Genomic DNA, 23,417 nt, shown 5'->3' with positions numbered 1-23,417 from the left:
AGCAAGAAATAGAATCCAGAGTAAACCGTTTAAAGATTTACATGGATAAGCAGCGAGAGCTAAACAACATCGCATAACGCTTGATGATTAAGGAATTTTATAATTGCTTAATCATCAAGATATTTACTCGTTAATGATTAATCAAACCGAACCGCTACACCCACATAAAACGCATCATTATCATAAAACTCTTCATCAACGTCTTTGTATCCTGCTCTGAGAGTCACACGCTCAAAATCGTACCCTACCTCAGCCCCAAGGCTGTAGCTGTAATCAATATCCCACAATACCAATTCGAATAAGTAGTTGGTCAGATAATTGCGTAGAAAAAATTGATTAGAACAAGGCATAAATTAAAGTAACTAGTGGGCCTAATTGCAAAATTTATAACGCAGTTATCATCGATTTTAGCAAGCAAGGATGAGCAAATATTTGTTTGGATTGGTATCTTAATGCATGCCGACAATTGGCGCTAGGTAGAATTGTTGCTTACGAAAAGCCGGCTTAATGTTGATACCAAATGAATGAACATCTTGGTTCCATTGCGTGAAATCTACATCATAGCCAAAATCTAGCTCTTGGTTAACAGGGAAATAAAAGCCAGACTGTAAAGAATAAGCGCTAGAGTTTGAGAGGGCATCAGCACCAAAATACACCTGTGGTTTTGCGAAACAAACACCAGAGAACAGAGCTAATAATAAAGCGTACTTTTTCATTTAATACATATCATTCATTTGGGGAATGCTTAATTCTAGCACGATATAAATGTAAGAAGCACCCTGCGGACAACCTGTTTTATTTCGCGAATTGGTGTGTCACTCATTCTTCGCAACACACCAATGGCTCAACCAAGCCACAAAACGCTTCGCTGTGTCTTGTCCCTACGGGTCACAATCAGGGCTATTTATTAATGCTAATAGCTGCTGCTTCAAGACTTTCACTTAATTCATTTTCTTTATGATAAGTGGCCAATAAGTTATGAGTTGCTCGCGTCATTCCTACATATAATCGACGAATATCTTCTGATCTATTATCGCTTTTTTTAGGAATATTGGATGAGTTTAAAATTACTACTGTTTTAAATTCCAATCCCTTACTGCTAGGAATGGGAAGAACGTTAACGACATCATTGATTGGATTATATTGTTTTTTATGCTCAGAAGTAGCGAGTAATATATGAGGTATACCTCTAGTTTTTAGTGCTTCAGCAACTTTTTTGCCAATATGTTTACAAGGATAAATTATGGCGATATCGCTCCATGCATATCCATTTTGTTTCCAATGAACTAAACATTTAATTGCATATTCAACTTCTTGATCCATCGTTGAGAATTTTTTAACAACAGGATGAGAGCCTGTAATACCAGCAGATTCAGGATGAATTAATGGAATTTCTTTAGTATCCGAATTATCAAAATATTGTTTAGCAAACTGATAAGAGAAAGATAGTATTTCTCTGGTATTACGATAGTTTAAACGTAATACTGTAGTTCTTCCTTGGGCTTGAATTCCAACACTTGCTAAACTAAAGTCTAAATTGCTTTTTTTCTTGTAGATAGATTGAGCATCGTCATATAGTAATAATAACGAATTTGTTTCAGGATCAATCATTTGAGTAATTAATGTTAGCCATTCTGCTTCAAAATCATGTCCTTCATCAATCAATAGTGCTCCATACTGCCCTTTTGGTATATTTCCTTTTTCAACACCCTCTATGACAGTTTCAACTTGTCTTTCCCAATAAGGGGCTTCACCCTTTTGAATATCTAAATTGTAAGTTTTAATTTGTTGTCCACACCAATCATGAAAATGATAGACCTGAACTTGTCCTGCAATACCTTTATCATTGATAAAACTACGGAGCCTTGCCGCTAATGTGATATTGAAGCAGAGTACTAAAATTGGTTTTTTTAATTGCTCAGCTAGATGTAAGCAACGATAACCTAAGATCAACGTTTTTCCGGAACCAGCTACGCCATGAATGACTCGATGTCCATCACCTAAGCTTCTAGCTAACTGCTCCTGTTGAATATCCATGATTTTAATTATTTCAGGAATGTGATCATTTGGATTTATTAATTCGTTCGTATCTTCTAGAGGTAGCAGAGTTTGTTGTTCTGATGTTGAAATACGAATTTCTGGAAATAGATGCCATCGAATTCTATCAATTTGTGGTAATGATAATTGGTTTCCAAATTTATAATTAAACATATTCCAGAGTTTTGTTTGAAACTTTTCAGGATCTATTGTACTTACCATTTCATCTTTACAAATGACTAAGTGATGTGGAAGTACCGAGTCTTGAGCGTCTAAAGGAATAGCTCGATCTAACTGAATGCGAGTAATATTGGTTAATACAACGCCATACCCATAAGGAAGGCATAAGTTACCTTTATATTTCCCATCTTGATTTACAAGTAAGTTATCTCGTTTTAGTTTATCTATGACTTGATAACTACACTGACGTACTTGCTCAATAGGATTACTTGTTGTTTCAATGCCTTTTGATGTTAGTAATTCGACACGAGACGCATCTATATTTCTGATAGTATCAAGTTTCCAATCTTTTACTTCAAGAAATAGTAAGCCACGTGCGGGATGTAAGATAATGAAATCAGGGTAACGTCGTTGGCGTCCAACAGGGATGTCATACCAACATATGTAATCATCCTCTAATAAGTTTTCAACACGTTGCGCGAAACGTTTTTCTCCCGCTGTCATTTTAGATAAACAGGTATTTAATGTTGGTATTAATTCAGCCATTTATTTGTACTACTAAGGCAATAATTTTGCAATTATAAGCTTTTGTCCTATTTTAAATCGTGACCTATAACAAAATTATATAACGATTTGATAAATATGGGTTTATTTAGTTTAGATTAACTTATTTGTTAAAGATTAAACTATGGAATACATTAATGGTATTTTTATAAAATCGAAATACTAAAAATGTCACTTATATCTCGTTTTTTATCATGCATCTAGATAAGATACTGATTATTAAAGTTTGATTTGTATTTTTTAGGATGAAGTATGTCTGTTGAGTATTATGTAGACAAGTTCCGTAACTTAAACATGAATAGTAATAAAGGGAGAAAGAGCCCACATAAAGTATGCATGTTACTTTCTGTTATGGACTTAATACAAGCGGGCTATATTTATAAAAATAGATTTCAACTTGATGCTACGTTAAAAGAACGTTTTACTCATTTCTTTAATGAGCGTAGGCATGAACAAGACAGAGATACTCCCGAGAATCCTTTTTTTCATCTTAAAAGTGAAGGCTTCTGGCATTTAGCTTATCAAGATGGTATTGATGCTTCTCTTGTTAAAGGATACTCAGCTAAAGCTATTAATTATGCTTATTTGGATGATGAGCTATTTGATTACTTAAAAAGTGTAATTGTTGTTAATGACTTAAAAGATGCATTAGTTGAAAATTTATCTGATTTAACTGACCTTTACACTCAATGGTTGATTGATGTTGGGAAGTCAGAAAAAACTGCTAAAAATTACTCTCAAGCGATTAGAGGTTCTATTTCAAATTGGATGATACAAGAGAATATTTTGGAAGAACCATTAACAAAAGTGAAGTCTTTTCGTGAGTTTTGTCGATTATCTGAAACTGCTCGCTCTCTTGAGAAGTTTAAGAAGTTTAATGCAAACGGAAATCATATGTATAGCGCTGCATTAAATTCATATCAACGCTTTTTAGCAGATTTATCGCAAGTTGATGTAAAAGCGGATATTCAAGAAATTTTTGAGGATAACAAACTTACCCAAACGGAAAAAACCATTATGGTTAATACTCGTATGGGACAAGGGACATTTAGAAAACAACTAATAGAAATGTGGAAAGGGTGCTCTGTTACTGGGTATAAGAACACTCAGATGCTTGTTGCTTCTCATATAAAGCCATGGCGTGAAGCTAATAATACAGAACGTTTAGATAAATATAATGGGCTACTGTTACTTGCTAATTTAGATAAAGCATTCGATCTTGGTTTTATCTCTTTTCAAAACTCTGGAAAATTAATGATATCGAGCCAATTGGAGGCTCCAGAGGTATTAGGGCTTAGAGATGATATGATCTTTAATGTTCATCGTGAGCATAAAAAGTATTTAGATCATCATCGTAAAATTCTATTCAAAGGTTTTTAGTTTTATAAGAATTGCATTTAACCACTTTTCATTGGCACGATTAGGGCGTAAATCTTCAGTTATCCATGTTTTTCTAATTGATAATTGAGACTGTTTAAGTAGGTCATTAAGTAAGGTTTCATTTAGATTTGTGAAACTACGACCATTACGCTCTACTTCACCATCACCGTATTTGAATGAACAATAAAAAAGCCCTTCTTGCTTTAAGAAATGAGCTAAATGATGAAATGTTTTTTCTAATTCATTCATTGGGACATGAAGTAAAGATGCACACGCCCAAATAGCATCTTGGCTGGCTTTTCTTGTATTAAAATCCAAAAAAGTAGAGTGTAAGATTGGATGCTGAGTGTATTGTTGGGCAAGAGTGATTAATTCTTCACTAGCATCGAAAGCCGTAACACGATAGTTTTTATTTAAGAAATATAAAGTATCTCGTCCTGAACCACACCCAGCATCAATGATTTTAGCGTGTGTAGGTAGGTAAGGAAGGAGTTCTTTGTAGAGAGATTCTACATTTACCTCAACTGTACCACTAAAAAAAGTAAGCGCATTTTCGTTATAATAATTAGTCATAGCTTTTATTGTAAAAAATAAGTTAGCACTAATTTATCATTATATGTCCCATCATTTCAGCCTTTTCTTACTGATCGTCACCGGTGTTTTTATCGTTAGTCTTAATTCGCCATTGACGCATTCACGCGTGGGAATGGCGTGCCTATCTATATCGCCTTTTAAGGTGTGAGCCAAATCTTCCATAAAGTGATTGCAGTGAAAGTGCCAAGAGTGGCTCCAGTTACCTATGGCTTTGCTTTCTTCTGGCTCAGTAAGCAGTTTCCAGTGCTCTCCGCAATGCACGTTAACAAGGTTTGATGGTGCATCGTTAGGTAATCCAACACGTCCACAACGAGGGAATAACCCAGCACGTTTAATATTAGAGATTTTTAATGCGCTATCATAAGGGCTTTGGTAGTTGGTAATTCGGCTTGATTGAGCAAACATAGGGGCAGATTTATTATCACATTGAGTTAATGACTTCTGTGCAATATCTCCACCAATAAAGCAGATTTGAGTCACGTTCCAGTGAATTCGCTGCAAAGTTCGATTTTTACTTGCTTGATAAAATGCCTCTCTAATCACATAAGCCCCTGTTGAATGGCCTAGTAAATGAATATCGATGTCGCACTGGTTTTCTTTCTCATGCAATTGGTTTATTGCTAATGGGGTTATGCCTCCTGTTACCAGTTGAATCGCACTTTTGTAGGCGTCCATTCTGTCTTCTAAGTAATTTAATGTGTAGTTCGCACAAGGCCAATCAAAACTCACAACCGTTCCTGTGTATCCATGTTGTTTTAGCTGTTTCTCAAGCAGTTTATGGCGTGAAACGATTTCTTCTTGGGTGTTGTTGTAGCCATGAGCAAAAAACAGAATATTACCAGTTTTATATTGGGCTAGGGGATGGTTGTCAGTGTGGCGTCCTGTTGTGGCTTGATTGGTTAATGCGGTTACCCATGCCTCTTGTGGTAGTTGATGTTGGTTTAAATCAGGGCTGGTTGCTTCATCTGGCAGCATTAGATAATGAGCTTCACCCGGTTCATTGGTGTGCTTTTCATTTGGAAAAAATCCGATGCGCTTGCGAGTGCTTAATATGAAGATCATTTCATGTCCCTGAGATGCATTAATCGTAAGCCATAAGGATAGGATGAATGAATAATTTGAGAAGGAAAAAGATACTGAGTTGCGGATGAGAGCTAAGTGATTATGTAAAGATATGTACAGATGTATCGATTTTAAGACTCTTACTGATACTTGTATTTATTATTATATATATCAATAGGTTAATTTTATTCTCAGTTTGTGAATCTGGTGCATATGTTTGTATTGAATAGTTTCATTTTGTCATAAAAAAAGCTCATAATAGATTTATAAAAATAAAAGAGTAGTACAACTCAAAACGCTCACAAAAATAAAAATGCAAATATATGCATTGTGAGGCTAGGCGACATTGGCTTACATAACACAGGGTAACAGTATGTTCTATATAAGTGATCAAAGTTCATTTATGACGTTTATGGAAATTTTAATCTCGATTCTTATCGTCGTGATAATTCCAATGGCTTTTCATACGTTGGGGATCTTAAGAAGAAAAGAGTAATCCAATTTCCGTTATCATGGGGTAGAATGCATTTTTCGAATGCGTTGTTGGATGCCCCATGGTTAATTACTCTCTTATTGATGTTCCTTTTAATCTAAGACATACATGCTGGTTTTGTGGCGAGCCTTCGTATGATCTTCTCTCTTTTCCTAGTTCTTCACGTCAAGTTCATCATATATTCCATCAACCAATTGAACTACCAGCATGTAAAGAGTGTTTGTCTTTTTCATCCTCTGGTGTGTCTGAATCTATTTGGTCTTATCGAGATAAAGTAAAACACGCATTAATGAATAAATACGCCAAGCATTTGGGTATTGGTTTGCAATGGACAAAAGAAGAGCTTGAAGAGGCTGAGTTTCATGGCGCAGTACTTGAAGGTTTTGGAAAAAGTGCATGGCAAATGTATGAAATAGCAAAAGCACGAGTTGATTATGTCGGTTGGGAGCTGTGTGTTGATGGATCTCCACTAGAAGGAGATGAGAGTTATGGGTTTGAGTTTAACGGTGTGCGTTATTTAAGTGTTCAAGCGTGTATTGATCACCATGTAAAAGCCTTGTCACTGGATAAATTATTATTAGAGACGATCGTTGAACTTGTTGGATCTGAGCGATTTGCTTATGGATTACGTATTGCTGAGTTAAATCGTGATATCAGTAATAAAGAGCGAAATGCCATTATTGATGAGATCCAAAAACAAGAGCAAGACAGAGTCGATATTCTAGAAGAGTCTCAACTTGAGAATAATGATGTTGCTCTTCCATTAGTTTCTATTGTTATGCCTGAAGCCACAGTTCAACCTGAGGCGATAGAGTGGGCGATTGAACATCAATGTGCAGATTTAGAAACCTTGATGCATATGGAAGATGCTTTTTTTGATGCGTTTGAACATTTAGGTGGGCCAACGGCTTTTGCATTATTTGATGGATTGCAATGGTATTTAACGGCAAGACAAGATCCTAAATGGCGTGAAGAAAAGGATCCGAATGATGAGTTTTGGAAAAAGTTAGAATGTAATTAAAGTGTTGGCTCTTTTCTCACTCTTTTTGAATATACTGCTATTATTAATATGAGCTTATTCAAAATAAAAGGAGGTTCATATGTCAGTAAATGAATATAATCATGCTTTGGGTGAGTTATTAATGCTTTCTGGGCATTTGAATTATAGAAATTTTTCCGTAGAAGAAGCAAAGGCATTTAATAAATTATTTGATGTTATTGAAGAGTATGAAAGAAAAAATGGAATTCCTAGTAGGTATCACCAAGATGTACAGAAGTAATGCTTTTTAGTTACGGCACAATAAGTGCCGTAATTTTTTATATAATGAGATAGATAATTAAAACCGTGAATTATCTCCAGAAAATGGCAGCGAAACCGGTTAAGACAACAACACAAACAAGATTTAAGTAAATACCTACACGCATCATCTCAGATTGTTTAATATGACCAGAGCCGAAGACAATGGCATTAGGTGGTGTCGCAACTGGCAGCATGAAGGCACAAGAAGCGGAGATTGCTATCATGGCTGAAAGTACAACAGGTGAAATACCAAGAGCTTCTGCCACACTTGCAAATACTGGGATAAGCAGAGCGGCACTTGCCGTGTTACTTGCAAACTCAGTTAAGAACACCACAAAAGCTGCAACGGTTAATATGGTAAATAATATGCCTGCTTGAGCAAGAATATCGCTCAGGCTATGCGCTAGGAAGGTACTGGTTCCTGTTGCTTTTAGGATGTTACTTAAACAGATACCACCACCAAATAACAGTAATACACCCCAGTCTGTGGTTTTTTCAATGTCTTTCCATTGCACCACTCGTGCAAATCCAACCAGAATGATCGCCATTAATGCTACCAGAGTATCGAATTTTGAGAATCCACCTAGCATGGCATTAATTGGTTTACTGAAAACCCATAAGGTAACCGTAAGAGCAAAAATCATTAAAGTAACGACTTTACCTTTATCCCATGCAATAGGTTCTCGGTTTAACTCAAAGACTTCATTTAAGTTTGGTTTTAGCATGAAGTACAAAAGTGCAACTGTGGTTGGTAGTAAAACCAAAGTTACAGGTACACCAAAGGCCATCCATTCTGTAAAACTTAAACCAACTTCTGCAGCGGCAATGGCATTTGGTGGACTACCAACGATGGTTGAGATCCCGCCAATGCTGGCACAGTAAGCTATACCAAGTAAAACGAACACATAGGTGTTGTGGCCTGATTTTGAGTTTACTTTGTTTAATACCCCTAAAACGAGAGGAAGCATCATGGCGGTGGTAGCGGTGTTACTTATCCACATTGATAGCCCTGCTGTTACCCCAAATAGCATGTAAATAGCGGTACTCATTTTACCATTTGCTAAAACCAATACTTTATCTGCAATGGCTTTGTCTAGCTCTTGTCTGTGAAGTGCAGCAGCCAGAGCAAAACCACCAAGAAAGAGGAAAATGATCGGGTTTGCAAAGTTACTGAGTGCTTTTCCGGTATCAAAAATACCAAAACCAATGGCGAGCATAGGAACTAAAAGCGCAGTGATACTAACGTGCATGGCTTCGGTGAGCCATAAAATAGCCACAAACGTTAAGATACTTAACCCAAGCACAACGTCTCTTTCAAATGGAAGGAAGTTATACAGTAAAGCAAAAAGAACGATATCAGCGAGGATGATAAGGCTATTTTTATTTAAGAACCATTCCCTGGTATTTGTGGGTAACGGTAGGTTTTCATTTTTGAGCATGACGAACTCCATTCTAACGATGAATTTTCAGACCAACTTTCTATCAAGATTGTTTTGATATCTTTTGTATTGTTACAGAATATTAACCGTAGTAAATGGAAGGTTATGAGGAGTGTCGTTTTGATCGTTTATATAATGTTGTAACTCTATTTAAGATCACGTTTTAAACAGAAATTGCACTTTAATTGTTACTCTTGTGTTAACTGTTATTTATTTGGAAGAAGAAATTTAAAAGGGAATTGAAATGATAGGGCGTGTTGATTTTTTTCTTTTTTTATAATGAGTTAGTATTTAATTTTTGGTGTTGATGTAATGTGAGGTAAGTATGAACAGGCTTACTATCTTAAGTAAGCCTGAGTATGAATCATTAATTTATTGTTGCGGTGGAGTGCCTTCTGCGTTTGAGACTACGGCATCGATTTGAATGAGAGCATTCAAAGGAATATCAGATACACCAATAACGGTTCTTGCTGGAAGTTCACTATTAAAAAATGAGGTGTAGATTTTATTTACCGTGGTTATATCAGAGATATCTTTAAGTTGAATGTTCACTTTTACAATATCGTCCATTTCATGGTTAATGCTTTCTACAATGGCTTTAATATTGTTTAAACATTGTTCTGTTTGTTCTGTAATCGTATTTACTTCAACCTTATTAGATTGAGGATTGATCGGCAGTTGTACCGAGATATGGTTGTAATGCGAGAAAGCAACGGTTTGTGTTGATAATGCATTGAGTGGAGCATTATTTGTGTTATTTGCTTTAATAACAATGCCATGGCGATCTTCAATGGCTTGTGGTGGCGTACCATCACCATGTGATACGACAACATCTATTTGAACTAGAGCTCCCATTGGCAGATCGGCGGCAATAATCGTTGTTCTTGCCGGAACGTAGGCATGTGTTCTTGCGATGGCTGAATCGGGGAAGAACGTAGTATACGCTTTGTTTATCGCATCAATATCTGAGGCATTTTTGTGGAAAATATTCACTTTAACGATGTCATCAAAAGGTACATCAATGCTTTCTAAAATTGCTTTTATATTTTTTAAACATTGAGTGGTTTGTTCTGTTACATCGCCTATGATTAATTGATTGGTTACTGGGTCGATAGGCAGTTGCGCTGAAATATTGTTGTAGTGAGAAAAAGCAACGGTTTGTGTCGACACTTCGTTCGTTGGGGCATTGTTTGTATTTCTTGCCATTTTGAGCAGTGCACACGGTGCTTGTGGGTACGTCCCTTCACCGTTTGAGATAAGTGCATCCATCTGTACTAATGCGTTATCCATTGGTAAATCAGCGACAGCAACAACGGTTCGAGTAGGAAATTCGTTTTGGAAGAAATCAGCATAAATGCTATCTATAGCGTTAGTATCTTCGATATTTTTTACAAAAACAGTAATTTTAATGATGTCTTCTTTTACGTGATCAATGCTTTTTACAATCGATTCAATATTTTTTAAACACTGCAATGCTTGTTCTTTTACTTCATTAGAGATCAACTTACCTGTCTTTGGCTCTATAGGTAATTGAGCCGAAATATTATTGTAATGAGAGAAGGCGACAGATTGTGTTGATTCTGCATTAATTGGGGCATTTTCAGTGTTTCTTGATAATTTAATTATACGATTACTCATGTGATATTTCCTTTGTGAAATTAATTATGTGAGTTGGTGGGTAATCTCAATTAAAAAAGAGCGTAATGTAAAAATATGACCAATATAAGGCTGTGAGGTGATTTATTGCTGATTATGAATATATCTACATATATAAGTGATTTATATCTGAAGTTAAATTCATTTATGTTTATATGGGATTGAATTATCGGTTTATTTAATGGTTGCTTTGTGGTTGTTGCTTTTTTATCTTATTTATTAGTGACTTATGTGGTTTCTTTGTTTTCTTATTTTATTTTAAATCTATTAAATGAAATTAATTTTTAGTTCTAGTAGTTTAGGTCTAAATTAATTTATGCTACTTTTCTGGTGAATATAATGTTGAAAGTGAAATCTATCGTAATAGATATTTATTTCTACTTCCCATTAATATGTTAGCATCTAAAAATAACGCCACCTCATAATGAAGTGGCGTTGCTATTTATTATATTATGAATGTTACATTTGTTCTGTAAATGTACGGCTAATTACGTCTTGTTGTTGCTCACGAGTCAGTGAGTTAAAACGCACCGCATAACCTGATACTCGAATGGTTAATTGTGGGTATTTTTCTGGGTGTTCAACAGCATCTAGCAATGTATCACGGTTTAATACGTTAACATTTAGATGTTGGCCACCTTCAATTCCCTCATTTACGCTTGCGGCTTCGTGGTGGAAGTAACCATCCATAAGGGCTGCAAGGTTTTGTTTTTGTGCATCTTCATCTTTACCAAGCGCATTTGGCACAATAGAGAAAGTATAAGAAATACCATCTTTAGCATAAGCAAATGGCAGTTTTGATACGGATGTTAGCGACGCTACTGCTCCATTCTCATCTCGACCATGCATTGGGTTTGCACCCGGACCAAAAGGCATACCTGCACGACGGCCATCCGGTGTGTTACCTGTTTTCTTACCGTATACAACGTTTGATGTAATAGTAAGAATCGATTGTGTTGGAATAGCTTCACGGTACATGCTCATTTTCTGAATTTTTTTCATGAAGCGTTCAACAAGGTCACAAGCAATGTCATCAACACGGTTATCGTTATTACCAAATTTAGGGTAATCACCTTCAATGTTGAAATCGATAGCCACACCATCTTCATCACGAACAGGCGTTACTTTAGCGAATTTAATGGCAGCCAGTGAGTCAGCAACAACCGATAAACCTGCAATACCACATGCCATTGTTCGGCGAACATCACGATCCATTAATGCCATTAATGATGCTTCGTAACTGTAACGGTCGTGCGAATAGTGAATGATATTTAAAGCCGTCACATATTGTGTTGCTAACCAATCTAGCATTGAATCAAAGTGTGGCATTAGGCTATCAAAATCAAGGACTTCGTCGCTTACTTTGTCTACTTGTGGGCCAACTTGTGCTTTTGATTTTTCATCAATACCACCATTGATGGTGTAAAGCAGTGCTTTTGCTAGGTTGGCACGAGCTCCAAAGAATTGCATGTGTTTACCAACGACTTGTGGGCTTACACAACAGGCAATAGCATAGTCATCATTATCAAAATCAGGACGCATTAAGTCGTCGTTTTCGTATTGTACTGATGAGGTATCAATAGATACTTTTGCTGCGTATTTCTTAAAGGCAATCGGCAGTTGCTCTGACCAAAGGATTGTCATGTTTGGCTCTGGTGCTGGGCCCATTGTGTGCAATGTGTGTAGATAGCGGAATGTTGTTTTAGTCACTAACGTACGACCATCAACGCCCATACCAGCCATGGCTTCTGTTGCCCAGATTGGGTCGCCAGAGAAAAGTGAATCGTACTCTGGTGTACGTAAGAAACGTACCATACGTAACTTCATTATGAAGTGGTCAATCATCTCTTGTGCTTGTTCTTCGGTAATTAAGCCGTTGGCAATATCACGTTCAACATAAACATCAAGGAAGGTTGATGTACGGCCTAATGACATTGCAGCACCGTTTTGAGATTTAACCGCAGCAAGGTAACCAAAATAAGTAAATTGAATGGCTTCTTGGGCAGTTTTCGCCGGTAAAGACATATCAATACCGTATTTTAGACCCATTTGACGAATGTCTTCTAACGCTTGAACTTGGTCTGCTAACTCTTCACGAAGTCGCATGGTTTTTTCAAGATCTTGGCCTTGTTCAAGGAAAGCTTGAGTTGAGTTGTATTGCTCTTTTTTATCGGCTTTTAAGAAATCAATACCGTAAAGCGCTAAACGACGATAGTCACCAATGATACGACCACGGCCATAAGCATCAGGAAGACCCGTGATGATGCCTGATTTACGACATGCAAGGATCTCTTTAGTGTAAAGATCAAAACATGCTTTATTATGTGTTTTGCGGTATTCGGTGAATATCTTCTCAACGTTTTTATCTAACTCACGACCATACACTTCACATGAGTTTTTCACCATGCGAATACCGCCGTTAGCGATAATAGAGCGTTTTAGTGGTTTGTCTGTTTGTAGACCAACGATTGTTTCGAGATTTTTATTGATGTAACCAGCGTCATGGGAAATGATGGTTGAAGGTAGGTCGGTATCAAAATCAACAGGAGCGTGAGTTCGGCTCTCTTGTTTGATGCCTTCTAATACGCTATTCCATAATGTAGTGGTTGATTCTGTTGCTTCTACAAGAAAGGATTCATCTCCTTCATACGGAGTGTAGTTTGTTTGAATAAAATCACGAGTGTTTACGCTCGTTTGCCATTCGCCATTAGTAAAGCCACGCCATGCTTCTATCATACCAGTTGTTGGAATAGTCATAATGCTTACCTATCTTTAATTATTTGTTTTTCAATCAGTTTGTAGAGTCGTATTTTTGAATTTGGATGTTCAATAATGCGTAATCACAAACTGTTTTCCTTTAGAACGATACTATTCCTATCAACTGTATGAGTAAAATGAATGCTTTTCATTTTTTAAATGTATTTTATGCATATATTAAGTTTTTAATATTCTTTGTCGTTAGTCTAGTGAGTTAAATTTTGTATTTTCACTGTTGATTAATTGTTTGAATGCATTTGTTTTGCGAATGTTTTTTATTGGGGGTATTTGCTTGGCATCTGGAATCTGATATCTATATTTATTTCTTTATTTACAATAAGTTACAAAAAATAATAATGTGTGATTTGAATTCCATTTTAATGCAGTAAAAATCGTTTTTATAAATTCTTTCCATTACATTTCAGCGCCTGCCCAATCATGTCAAATTATCAAAATAGGCGACCAAACTTATTGAAAGACTGTGCAGAACAAAAAAACATAATAATAACTGTATTAAAGGTAAAGTAATGAACAAAAGCTTAACGAAAACGCTGATTGCGTTATCTATGATGGCGGTAAGCTCAGGCGTATCGGCACATGGTTATGTATCTGAAACTAATGATGGTATTGCTGGCTCTCGTGCTGCATTGTGTAAATTCCCAACGTCAGATACTCAAGAAAAAAACCGTGATTGTGGTTCTGTTCAATGGGAACCACAAAGTGTTGAAGGCCCTGAAGGTTTCCCTGAGAAAGGTCCTGCAGATGGTCAAATCGCAGGTGCTGGTCTGGTTCAGTTTTCAGAATTAAACGAACAAACAGCGGATCGTTGGGTTAAACGTCCAATTACTGCTGGTGCACAAACGTTTGAATGGACGTTTACAGCAAACCACGTAACAAGAACGTGGAAGTACTACATGACAAAACAGAACTGGAATCCAAATGCGGTATTAACACGTGATTCATTTGATCTGACTCCGTTCTGTGAACTTGAATACAACATGGAAAAACCGCCTCTATACCCAAATACGTTCTCACACGAATGTATTGTTCCTGAGCGTGAAGGCTACCAAGTTATTCTTGCTGTTTGGGATGTGGGTGATACTGCAGCTGCATTCTATAACGTAATTGACGTTAAGTTTGACGGTAATGGTGGCGTGGTTGATCCAACTTGGTCTCAAGGTGGTCAAATTAACCCAACTCGTGATTTAAACGTGGGTGACCGTGTATTTACTCGTGTGTTTGATGCATCTGGCGAAAATGCATCTCTTTCTACTGAATTAGTGATTGAGAATGAAACGCAAGGTCAAGCGAATAACTGGACACATGCGTTAGCAACAAAGATCAATAAAGAGCAGCAAAATATTGGTGCTGGTCAACTAAATGATAAGGGTGAATTTTCACCTCAATACGGTCCTAACCCTGTTTACTTGAAAGCGGGAAGTGGTCTAAAGAGCGTTGAAATTGGCTATCAATTAGAAACGGTTGAACCTGTTTATCATCTAGATATTGAAGGTTTGGCGTCTGAGTACACAATTGGTGATTCAGCGACAGAATTAGATTTAAGTCTATATGCTGCTGCGGGTGACATGAATGTTGAGCTAACGGTTTATAACCACGGTAAAGAAGCGCTAGCAAACACGAATGTAACGCTAAAAGATGGCGAAGCAAAATCAGTAGTAATGGCACTATCTAAGTCTGAGAAAGGTCATCACATGTTGGTTTCTCGTATCAAAAACATGGATGGTGAGTTAATCAAACAAGATATGTCTGATTTCCACTTAGTTGAAGAAGCGGTAACGCCTCCACCATCAGGTGATTTTGACTTTGTATTCCCAGAAGGTGTGAAGGGCTATCAAGCAGGTACGAAAGTATTAGCAGAAGATGGTTACATTTACCAATGTAAAGAATTCCCATACTCTGGTTACTGTGTGCAATGGACTGAAACAGCAACTAACTTTGCACCAGGTGTTGGCTCTGATTGGTCTATGGCTTGGGATAAAGTAAACTAATATTGTTTATTAGATTATAGCGATAAAAAATAATATGAGAGCCTTCAATATATAATATGAAGGCTCTTTTTATTTATAAGCTAAATACTATTTATGTGTTTTATCTTATCTATAGATTAAATTGCTTGATCATCCATTGAGAAAGTAAATTTAGCTTCATCATCCCAAGTTGCTGGCAAGTCTAATTTAACCACTGGTTTTATTAAACCATACATATTATAGAAATCTTGTTGGTAAGATCTCGCTTCATTTAATCCTTCTTGACCCGTTATATCAATATAAAAGAAAGCTTGAACTGGAGTTTGACGGCCTAAGCTTTTATCCCATGTTTTAATGCGGATCTCATTTTGCTTGTTATGAGTTTGCCCACTCACATCACGCATCGCTTGTAGTCCTTGATAAAAGTTAGATGCAACAAACTCAGTAGCATTAGGGTAATAATATTGAATGTTAAAACCACATTGATGATGATCGCGGTTATCACCATTACTTGATGTTGAATTGTAGTGGTTTACCCATTGGCCTTCAGTATAAATACCTTGTGCATTACACTCACCACTGTTTGATTGGTATGAAGTGTGGGCTCCACAACCAGCATCATCACGTCGGTTTGTATCTGCATCTACAGGGAAAAAGCAAAGATATTCAAGATCTAAGGCACTACCAACTAACTCAAACGTTGGGTAAATAGTAAAACCACTTTTGTATCCATAAGCTAGGCGTGAGAACTTAGCATCAGTACGAAGGTATGAGAAAGAAACACCGCCACTCTTCTCTGATGATGGGCTTGGCTCCCATACGTGATAATTACCCGGTTGTGTACCTCGTAATGTGACTCCACTACATAGATAAGAAGAACGATGTGAAGCGCCGCAATTGGCTCTTGTATCGTAATAATTTTCCATTAGGTTCTTAACCACTTTATTTCCCAACTCAGGTGTGACAACGGAATAACCTGGCGGCTTTGTTGGTGGTTGTGGAGGTGGTGGCTTAGCAAAAGCGAAGGCATTGGCACTGCTTATTATTATAAAAAACGTTAATACCAACTTAAACATAATTCATTCCTTTTTTTAATTGTTTATCATTAAAATAATATTGATTATTTTTAATAATCGAAATAAATTCTAAGTTGTTATTTGAATATAAACTACGGCATAAAAATTACTACATTTAGTTTTTTTGACCTAGTCTGCGAAGAATGTAAATTAAAAAATAAAATAAATTCATTAGAATAAATTAAATAAAGTTTATCGCATTAAAATATTACTTTACTGAATATAGAATTAATTAAATTGAGTAATGAATCAGGGTTATTGATTGAGTAGAAGTAAAAGAGAGGTACAATAGTCTTATGATTATGGCGTTGAATATTACATAAAATGAATAAATTAAAGTACCTTCAGGGCTACCCTGAACATATTTTGGCGCAAGTAGCCCCAATGATTGAGAATGGAAAGTTAGCTGAGTGGGTAAAAAATAAGTACCCAACTATGCATGATATTACGTCAGAAAAAGCGTTGTTCGAGTACACTCAAGCATTGAAAAACAAATACATAAAGAAGTCATCGCCATTAAGTAAAGTGGTATATGACTCAAAAATCCATGTCGTCAATAATGCATTAGGTCTACATACCTTTGTTTCTCGTATTCATGGCAATAAATTGAAAGCAAAAAATGAAATTCGTATTTCAAGTGTGTTTCGAAAAGCGCCAGAACCCTTATTGCGTATGCTCGTAGTGCATGAATTAGCTCATATTAAAGAGAAAGAGCACAATAAGGCGTTTTATGCTCTTTGTTGTCATATGGAACCTGAGTATCACCAGTTAGAATTTGATGCGCGTTTGTATCTAACGTATTTAGAAACGGTGTGATTTTTTAATCTCTAAACTTGAAATTGATATTTAGCGAGGATCGATCCCGTTATCTTTGCGCTCGGTTTCACATTCATAAGAAGCCATTTCAAATTCTCTGCAAATCCATGGACGGTTTTCATAGATGGTGCACATCAAGGTGTCGCGATCCACGGCGGCACACCAGCCATCATCTAATCTTTTCATTATTTCACCACCCCATTGATCTTTTTCAATGAGTTCTTTTGGTACACCCGTATCTGTGATGAGCATTACTTCTAAGCGGCAACAGCATGCACGACAATTAGAACAGGTAATGGTAGAGGGACTATGTGTGTCAGAAGGCAGCTCTATGATATCAATGCTCACTAGCGTTCCTATTAATGCGTTTTTTGTCAGTATGTACGCAGGGTACGCTACTTTTTAGAAAGACTCGATAATTTATTTAAAAAATAGAATGCGCTGAGATGCTAAGTCGTGATCTGGGTCAATGAGGCTTTGCGTAGGGTAGAACCTTAAATGTAGTTCAATTGACAATATTAGTGATAGTCTTTTTTTGAAAAAAAATCACAAATATTACTCAGCTCACATTCTCGAATGAATAGGTTTAACATCATTAATCTCCTTTGCTAAACATACACCTGAAAGGTATGGATTTAGGAGGTTATTATTATGTCTATTAATTCAATTGATCACGGTGAAATCACCGACATGAAAGGCAAGTACGAAGTAAGTGATGAAGTGGTAACAAACATTACGGAGTGTCAGAAAAAAGCAGCGGCGCGTCGTCGTATTGAAGCGATGCGTGAGATTAGAGAAAGCGGACTTACGCTTGAAGAAGCAAAAGAATTAGGTCTTATCCATTAGTTTTTGATTTCTACCTTCATACCTTTAGATACTTATAGATGCGCCAGAACCGGCGCATTCTTGTTTTTAACAACCGCTCGTTTCAAGTTTACTGCTTGATACAGAATTAGATTGATTAGCTTGATTGTACATAAAGTAACAATCCGCGTTTTTAATGTTCTCAGCTGAATCTGCAAATCCGATATACAGTTGCTGTTGGCCATCCACTTCTTGAATTGAAACAAGTAGATTATCTTCAGGTTTTATTAATCTAATTATTGAATTGCTATCAAGTGGGTCATCACTTGCAATTTGGTTAGCATGCTCAACAGAAGTTTTAATGTTACTTAATACTCTTTGTTTTGCTTTACTTTCAATGTTTGAGAAGAAAGGTTTGGCTGCAAAACCCAGTGCACCTAAAATCATGACTGCAACGATCAACTCTTTTGGGTGGAATTTTTTATTACTTTTCATTTTGAGTTACTCACTGAACCATACACTTCATGGTGTGCCGCTTTGACTATTTAACGGACTATTTTCACGAAGGAGCTTTAAAACAAGCTCTCATTTCTAAATGGTATTTCATAGAAACAAAAGCGAATCGATCTATTCTATAGTAATAATTGATAATTAACACATTAGCAATGTAGCACTTTTGAGAAAAATGGGCGCAATGTCAAATTAATACTGAGAACCTATACCAGAGTTAGATCTTGGCTCAATATGATGCTTTAAATTCATCGGTTAACGATATGAATTGTGAGTGGTTATTGTGAATGGTTGTGGGACTTCATTTTTTATTGCTAGAAAATTTAGCGATGAAGCATTAGAATTTAGCGGTGATTAATTAAATGAGCTTGTTATGAATAACCTTTCGCTATTACCTCCTGAAGAAAAAAATAAAATCGAACTCGATAAACAAGCTGCGTTCTTTGTTTGGAAGGTAAAAAATGCAAAAGCAGGTCCTGAACTCTGGACTATAGAAGCAGAGAAGCTAGAAGATGAGACAGAACGTCTGTTTTTTCAGCAATCTATCGAAAAATATAAAACAAAAATGGGCGTAGCGTAAGGTTCCTTGATCTTTACTAGCGTATCCCCTGAGTATTTTGGTAGAATCCTGCCCATAATTTTAAGTCAACAAACATAAGAGAGAATCCCGATGGGAAGAAGTTTTGAAGTGCGCAAGGCCTCAATGGCTAAAACACAGGGCGCAAAAATCAAAGTTTATTCTAAATACGGTAAAGAAATTTACATGTGTGCTAAGAATGGCGGTGCAGATCCAGACATGAACTTGTCTCTAAGACACCTTATTTCAAAAGCGAAAAAGGACCAAGTTCCTGCACACGTAATTGACAAAGCCCTTGATAAAGCAACTGGCGGTGGTGGTGAAGATTACCAACACGCACGTTACGAAGGTTTTGCTCCAGGCGGCGCAAGCGTAATCGTTGACTGTCTAACTGACAATGGTAACCGTACTTTCCAAGACGTTCGCCAATGTTTCGTTAAAACTGGCGCTAAAATTGGTAGCCCAGGCACAAGTGCTCACATGTTCGATCACCAAGCTGTATTCCAGTTTAAAGGCGACGACGAGGAAGCAGTACTTGAAGCACTAATGATGCAAGATGCTGACGTTACTGACATTGAACTTGAAGATGGCGTAATCACAGTATTTGCACCAAACACTGAGTTCTTTAAAGTAAAAACTGCTTTAGCTGCAGAATACCCAGACTTAGTTCTAGATGTTGAAGAGATCACTTTTGTTCCTCAAAACCACACACCAGTAACTGGTGAAGATGCTGAGAAATTCCAAAAATTCTTAGACATGCTAGACGATTGTGATGATGTTCAACAGGTTTATCACAACGCAGAATTAGAAGACTAATCAGTCCTTTAATTTTCAAAATGATAAAAGCCGAGCCTATGTTGCTCGGCTTTTTCTTTTTAATAATGGCTTTAGGATTGAGTAATCTCTAACTTACTGTATCCTACAGCGCTCGCAGTTTTGCGCATAATATTTATATAGAGATAATGATTGTATGGGTTTTACCTCTCTGGGCTTATCTGCCCCTATTTTAAAAGCTGTAGAAGAACAAGGTTATAGCACGCCTTCACCAATTCAATTACAAGCAATTCCAGCAGTAATTGAAGGCAAGGATGTTATGGCGGCTGCACAGACAGGGACAGGTAAAACAGCAGGCTTCACATTACCTCTATTGGAGCGTTTGTCGAACGGTCCAAAGCGTAAGTTTAATCAAGTTCGTGCGTTAGTATTAACGCCTACACGTGAGTTAGCCGCGCAAGTACACGAAAGTGTTGAGAAGTATAGTAAGAACCTACCACTGACTTCTGATGTGGTTTTTGGTGGCGTAAAAGTGAATCCACAAATGCAGCGTTTGCGTCGTGGTGTGGACGTTTTGGTAGCAACACCAGGTCGTTTACTGGATCTTGCTAATCAAAATGCGATTAAGTTTGATCAATTAGAAATTCTTGTTTTGGATGAAGCTGACCGTATGTTAGATATGGGCTTTATTCATGATATTAAAAAAATCTTAGCTAAGCTTCCTAAAAACCGTCAAAATTTGCTTTTTTCTGCAACGTTTTCAGATGAGATCCGTCAATTAGCAAAAGGGCTAGTGAAAGATCCTGTTGAGATTTCAGTAGCTAAACGTAACACAACGGCTGAAACAGTAGAGCAATCAGTTTATGTAATGGATAAAGGCCGTAAACCTAAAGTACTTACTAAACTGATTAAAGATAATGATTGGAAGCAAGTTTTAGTCTTTAGTAAAACCAAGCATGGTGCAAACCGTCTTGCAAAAACACTAGAAGAGAAGGGCGTAAGTGCTGCAGCAATTCATGGTAATAAGAGCCAAGGTGCGCGTACTAAAGCATTAGCAAACTTTAAGAGTGGTCAAGTACGAGTACTTGTAGCGACGGATATTGCAGCGCGTGGCTTGGATATCGAGCAATTACCTCAAGTTATTAACGTTGATTTACCAAAAGTACCTGAAGATTATGTTCACCGTATTGGTCGTACAGGTCGTGCTGGTGCAACAGGTAAAGCCATTTCTTTTGTGAGCGAAGATGAAGCGAAAGAATTGTTTGCTATTGAGCGTTTGATTCAAAAAGTATTGCCTCGCCATGTGTTAGAAGGTTTTGAGCCAGTTAACAAAGTACCAGAATCAAAACTGGATACTCGCCCGATCAAACCGAAAAAACCTAAGAAGCCAAAAGCACCAAGAGTTGAACATAAAGATGGTCAGCGTTCAGGTGAAAATCGTAATGGCAATAAACAAGGCGCAAAACAAGGTCAAAAGCCAGCGACAAAACGTACTCCTACAAATAATCCATCAGGTAAAAAAGAAGGTACGGGTTCGGATAAGAAAAAGCGTCCATTTTCTGGTAAACCTAAAACTAAAGGAACTGGCGAAAATCGCGGTAATGGCAGTAACTTTGGTAAATCAAAATCTACTCCAAAATCGGATGTAAAACCACGTCGTCAAGGTCCACGACCAGCACGTAAACCAAAAGCAAACTGATCTTTTTTTTCTTATGTAAAAAAGTAATAAAACCGGCAATTTTCGCCGGTTTTTTTATAAGCTATATATCTCCTTACTTGGGAGGGTATTAGTTGTTAGATGTGAGCTGTCTTGAACATGAGATGGTGCCTTTTTATTGATACAGTTATCAAAAGCATTATGAAACCATGTGTCTGTTAATAAACTTGGTGTACCTTTGTGAGTATAAATTAGTCAGATGAATGCTTTGAGGAATAATGAGGGTAAAAAATATCGTTGCTGTTGGGTCTTTGCTGCTGTTAAGTATCGCAATGACTTGTGCTATTTTTTATGTGACAAAGAGCTATAACAAACAAAGTCGATTGATTGAGAACGAGTTAAAGTTTAATGCGAATTATGTGTCTTCTTGGATTCAGACGGCTTTTTACCATTCCAATAATGTATTACATGAACTTTCAGATTCATTAACTGAAGAGAACTTCGCTTCTTTATCTTTTAATGAGGCTTATGATGAAGATTATGGCGAGTTATTTGAAATTCATTATCAGACATTGATGAATGCCATTCATGTTTTTGCTGTCGATAAAGATTGCGTATTATTAAACACCAAGACAATTGGTGGCGTTGATCTCTCTTCTAGAGAGTACTGTCAAAAACTAAAGAAAAGTGATCAAGAAATAAACTCGGTTATTACTACTCCTTTTAAAGACATTTTAAACCGAAATGTGATCTCTCAAAGTGTAACGGTTAATGATGAGTACGGAAACTTTGCAGGAATTGTAGGTATCATTACTGATTTTTCATTTTTTTCTAAAGCCTTAAGAAGTGTAAACTTAACGAACATTAGCTCTATTTCAGTATTAAGTAGTGATTTTACTGTATTAGCTTCTACGGTGCCTAAATTCTTGCCAATTGGGAAAAAACTGGATTTTGATTATATTCCTAAAAAAGAAATTAGCGGTTTAAAGTACAATCAAGAGTTAATGTTTGAATCAAATGAAAGGTATAACGGTGCCTATCAGGGGGGGTATGTAAAAAAAGTATCGGATCTTCCATTTATTGTATTAGTAACTAAGGCTAAATCTCATTGGGTAACTCCCCTTTATATTGCCATTTCCACTGTTTTTGCTTTATTACTTATATTTGCCATTTTCCTTGTTAAAAACGCTTATTATTTTGGAAAACTCAGTAGTGAAGCTGAGCATTACTCTAAACTTGCCTTGTTTGATGATTTGACAGGAGCATGTAATCGACGTTGCTTTGAAGCAAAAGTGTTAGGCTTTATTCAAAACTATCACTCTAAAAACCAGACATTTTCTGTTGCACTGTTTGATATTGATTATTTTAAACAAATAAATGATACCTATGGTCATGAAGTTGGTGATGAGGTGTTGCGTTTATTTAGTCGTGCTTGTGAAAATATCTGTGACACTGATGATCATTTTGCTCGTTTAGGTGGCGATGAGTTTGTCATGTTGTTAAGTAATAAAAGCAGGGATGAGGCGGAAGTGATACTTAATGAACTGCTTTGTTCAATACGCAATATAGAAATAAGAATTAATGGTCAATTGGTACAACTAACGAGCAGCATCGGTGTAAGTGAAATGCATGATGATGTTTTCGATGCCTGCAAACTATTAAGCCGTGCCGATGAAGCGCTTTATGAAGCAAAGCGTTTAGGGCGAAACCAAGTTTTTATATCAGTTTAATATTTCCTCCCCCTATTAAATCC

20 protein-coding genes are annotated in these 23,417 nt (G+C 36.7%); 10 read left to right on the top strand and 10 right to left on the bottom strand.

Going from position 1 to position 23,417, the window contains the following annotated elements; all coding sequences use genetic code 11:
* Positions 1-449: 449 nt before the first annotated feature.
* Both AVFI_RS14020 and AVFI_RS14015 read right to left on the bottom strand, forming a co-directional pair.
* On the bottom strand, positions 450-716 hold the full coding sequence (locus AVFI_RS14020) for a hypothetical protein (RefSeq protein ID WP_017019326.1): 267 nt from the start codon (positions 714-716) through the stop codon (positions 450-452).
* Positions 717-900: 184 nt separating this feature from the next.
* Positions 901-2,763: a DEAD/DEAH box helicase gene (locus tag AVFI_RS14015; RefSeq protein ID WP_065598131.1), complete on the bottom strand. Its 1,863-nt coding sequence runs from the start codon at positions 2,761-2,763 to the stop codon at positions 901-903.
* A 270-nt stretch (positions 2,764-3,033) separates the two neighbouring features.
* Between AVFI_RS14015 and AVFI_RS14010 the strand changes: the two genes are divergently transcribed.
* Complete coding sequence (locus AVFI_RS14010; RefSeq protein ID WP_063649217.1) at positions 3,034-4,161, top strand: HNH endonuclease; 1,128 nt, start codon at positions 3,034-3,036, stop codon at positions 4,159-4,161.
* Here the strand turns inward: AVFI_RS14010 and AVFI_RS14005 are convergent.
* Positions 4,144-4,734 carry a class I SAM-dependent methyltransferase gene (locus tag AVFI_RS14005; RefSeq protein ID WP_065598129.1) on the bottom strand — a complete coding sequence of 197 codons (591 nt, stop codon included), beginning with the start codon at positions 4,732-4,734 and terminating at the stop codon, positions 4,144-4,146. The two genes, AVFI_RS14010 and AVFI_RS14005, sit on opposite strands and share 18 nt — an antisense overlap.
* 51 nt (positions 4,735-4,785) lie before the next feature.
* Positions 4,786-5,817 (bottom strand): alpha/beta hydrolase, encoded by a 1,032-nt coding sequence (locus AVFI_RS14000; RefSeq protein WP_188863857.1) that lies wholly within the window; start codon positions 5,815-5,817, stop codon positions 4,786-4,788.
* Between the two features lie 554 nt (positions 5,818-6,371).
* On the opposite strand from AVFI_RS14000, the gene AVFI_RS13995 reads away from it, so the two are divergent.
* Together AVFI_RS13995 and AVFI_RS13990 are read left to right on the top strand one after the other, a co-directional pair.
* Positions 6,372-7,331, top strand: coding sequence for a hypothetical protein (locus AVFI_RS13995; RefSeq protein ID WP_054776095.1), 960 nt, complete (start codon positions 6,372-6,374; stop codon positions 7,329-7,331).
* 79 nt (positions 7,332-7,410) lie between these two features.
* Entirely contained in the window at positions 7,411-7,590 is a 180-nt protein-coding gene (locus AVFI_RS13990) for a hypothetical protein (RefSeq protein WP_188863856.1), read from the top strand.
* 70 nt (positions 7,591-7,660) lie between these two features.
* On the opposite strand, the gene AVFI_RS13985 is transcribed toward AVFI_RS13990, so the two are convergent.
* The 3 genes from AVFI_RS13985 to pflB form a co-directional block, all read right to left on the bottom strand.
* The gene (locus AVFI_RS13985; protein WP_054776094.1) at positions 7,661-9,049 is read right to left on the bottom strand and encodes an SLC13 family permease; all 1,389 of its coding nucleotides are present in this window, start codon (positions 9,047-9,049) and stop codon (positions 7,661-7,663) included.
* 372 nt (positions 9,050-9,421) lie between these two features.
* Positions 9,422-10,687, bottom strand: a complete 1,266-nt coding sequence (locus AVFI_RS13980) for a RidA family protein (RefSeq protein WP_065624481.1) — start codon at positions 10,685-10,687, stop codon at positions 9,422-9,424.
* Between the two features lie 477 nt (positions 10,688-11,164).
* Positions 11,165-13,462 (bottom strand): formate C-acetyltransferase, encoded by a 2,298-nt coding sequence (pflB, locus tag AVFI_RS13975; RefSeq protein ID WP_065624480.1) that lies wholly within the window; start codon positions 13,460-13,462, stop codon positions 11,165-11,167.
* Between the two features lie 527 nt (positions 13,463-13,989).
* On the opposite strand from pflB, the gene gbpA reads away from it, so the two are divergent.
* Positions 13,990-15,471: an N-acetylglucosamine-binding protein GbpA gene (gene gbpA, locus AVFI_RS13970; protein ID WP_054776096.1), complete on the top strand. Its 1,482-nt coding sequence runs from the start codon at positions 13,990-13,992 to the stop codon at positions 15,469-15,471.
* Between the two features lie 116 nt (positions 15,472-15,587).
* Here the strand turns inward: gbpA and AVFI_RS13965 are convergent, their stop codons facing one another.
* Entirely contained in the window at positions 15,588-16,526 is a 939-nt protein-coding gene (locus tag AVFI_RS13965; protein ID WP_065598123.1) for a halovibrin HvnB, read from the bottom strand.
* Positions 16,527-16,850: 324 nt separating this feature from the next.
* Here AVFI_RS13965 and AVFI_RS13960 point away from each other — a divergent pair, with 324 nt between their 5' ends.
* Positions 16,851-17,342: a M48 metallopeptidase family protein gene (locus AVFI_RS13960; protein ID WP_188863855.1), complete on the top strand. Its 492-nt coding sequence runs from the start codon at positions 16,851-16,853 to the stop codon at positions 17,340-17,342.
* A 30-nt stretch (positions 17,343-17,372) separates the two neighbouring features.
* Here AVFI_RS13960 and AVFI_RS13955 read toward each other — a convergent pair whose 3' ends face one another.
* A complete protein-coding gene (locus AVFI_RS13955; protein WP_017019336.1) occupies positions 17,373-17,690 on the bottom strand; it encodes a YkgJ family cysteine cluster protein in 318 nt (105 codons plus the stop codon).
* Positions 17,691-17,993: 303 nt separating this feature from the next.
* Between AVFI_RS13955 and AVFI_RS13950 the strand changes: the two genes are divergently transcribed.
* Positions 17,994-18,188 (top strand): PA3496 family putative envelope integrity protein, encoded by a 195-nt coding sequence (locus tag AVFI_RS13950; RefSeq protein ID WP_005421961.1) that lies wholly within the window; start codon positions 17,994-17,996, stop codon positions 18,186-18,188.
* 66 nt (positions 18,189-18,254) lie between these two features.
* Here the strand turns inward: AVFI_RS13950 and AVFI_RS13945 are convergent, their stop codons facing one another.
* On the bottom strand, positions 18,255-18,641 hold the full coding sequence (locus AVFI_RS13945; RefSeq protein WP_054776092.1) for a hypothetical protein: 387 nt from the start codon (positions 18,639-18,641) through the stop codon (positions 18,255-18,257).
* Between the two features lie 388 nt (positions 18,642-19,029).
* Between AVFI_RS13945 and AVFI_RS13940 the strand changes: the two genes are divergently transcribed.
* From AVFI_RS13940 to AVFI_RS13925, 4 genes are all read left to right on the top strand, one after another.
* The gene (locus tag AVFI_RS13940; RefSeq protein ID WP_012535376.1) at positions 19,030-19,236 is read left to right on the top strand and encodes a DUF3283 family protein; all 207 of its coding nucleotides are present in this window, start codon (positions 19,030-19,032) and stop codon (positions 19,234-19,236) included.
* A gap of 90 nt (positions 19,237-19,326) precedes the next feature.
* Positions 19,327-20,049, top strand: a complete 723-nt coding sequence (locus AVFI_RS13935; protein WP_017019338.1) for a YebC/PmpR family DNA-binding transcriptional regulator — start codon at positions 19,327-19,329, stop codon at positions 20,047-20,049.
* A 154-nt stretch (positions 20,050-20,203) separates the two neighbouring features.
* Positions 20,204-21,706, top strand: coding sequence for a DEAD/DEAH box helicase (locus AVFI_RS13930; protein WP_155662897.1), 1,503 nt, complete (start codon positions 20,204-20,206; stop codon positions 21,704-21,706).
* 236 nt (positions 21,707-21,942) lie between these two features.
* Complete coding sequence (locus tag AVFI_RS13925; RefSeq protein WP_188863854.1) at positions 21,943-23,394, top strand: sensor domain-containing diguanylate cyclase; 1,452 nt, start codon at positions 21,943-21,945, stop codon at positions 23,392-23,394.
* Positions 23,395-23,417 lie beyond the last annotated feature (23 nt).

The sequence above is a fragment of the Aliivibrio fischeri ATCC 7744 = JCM 18803 = DSM 507 genome (assembly GCF_023983475.1).
GTDB lineage: Bacteria > Pseudomonadota > Gammaproteobacteria > Enterobacterales > Vibrionaceae > Aliivibrio > Aliivibrio fischeri.
This window is presented reverse-complemented; position numbering and strand designations above follow the sequence as displayed.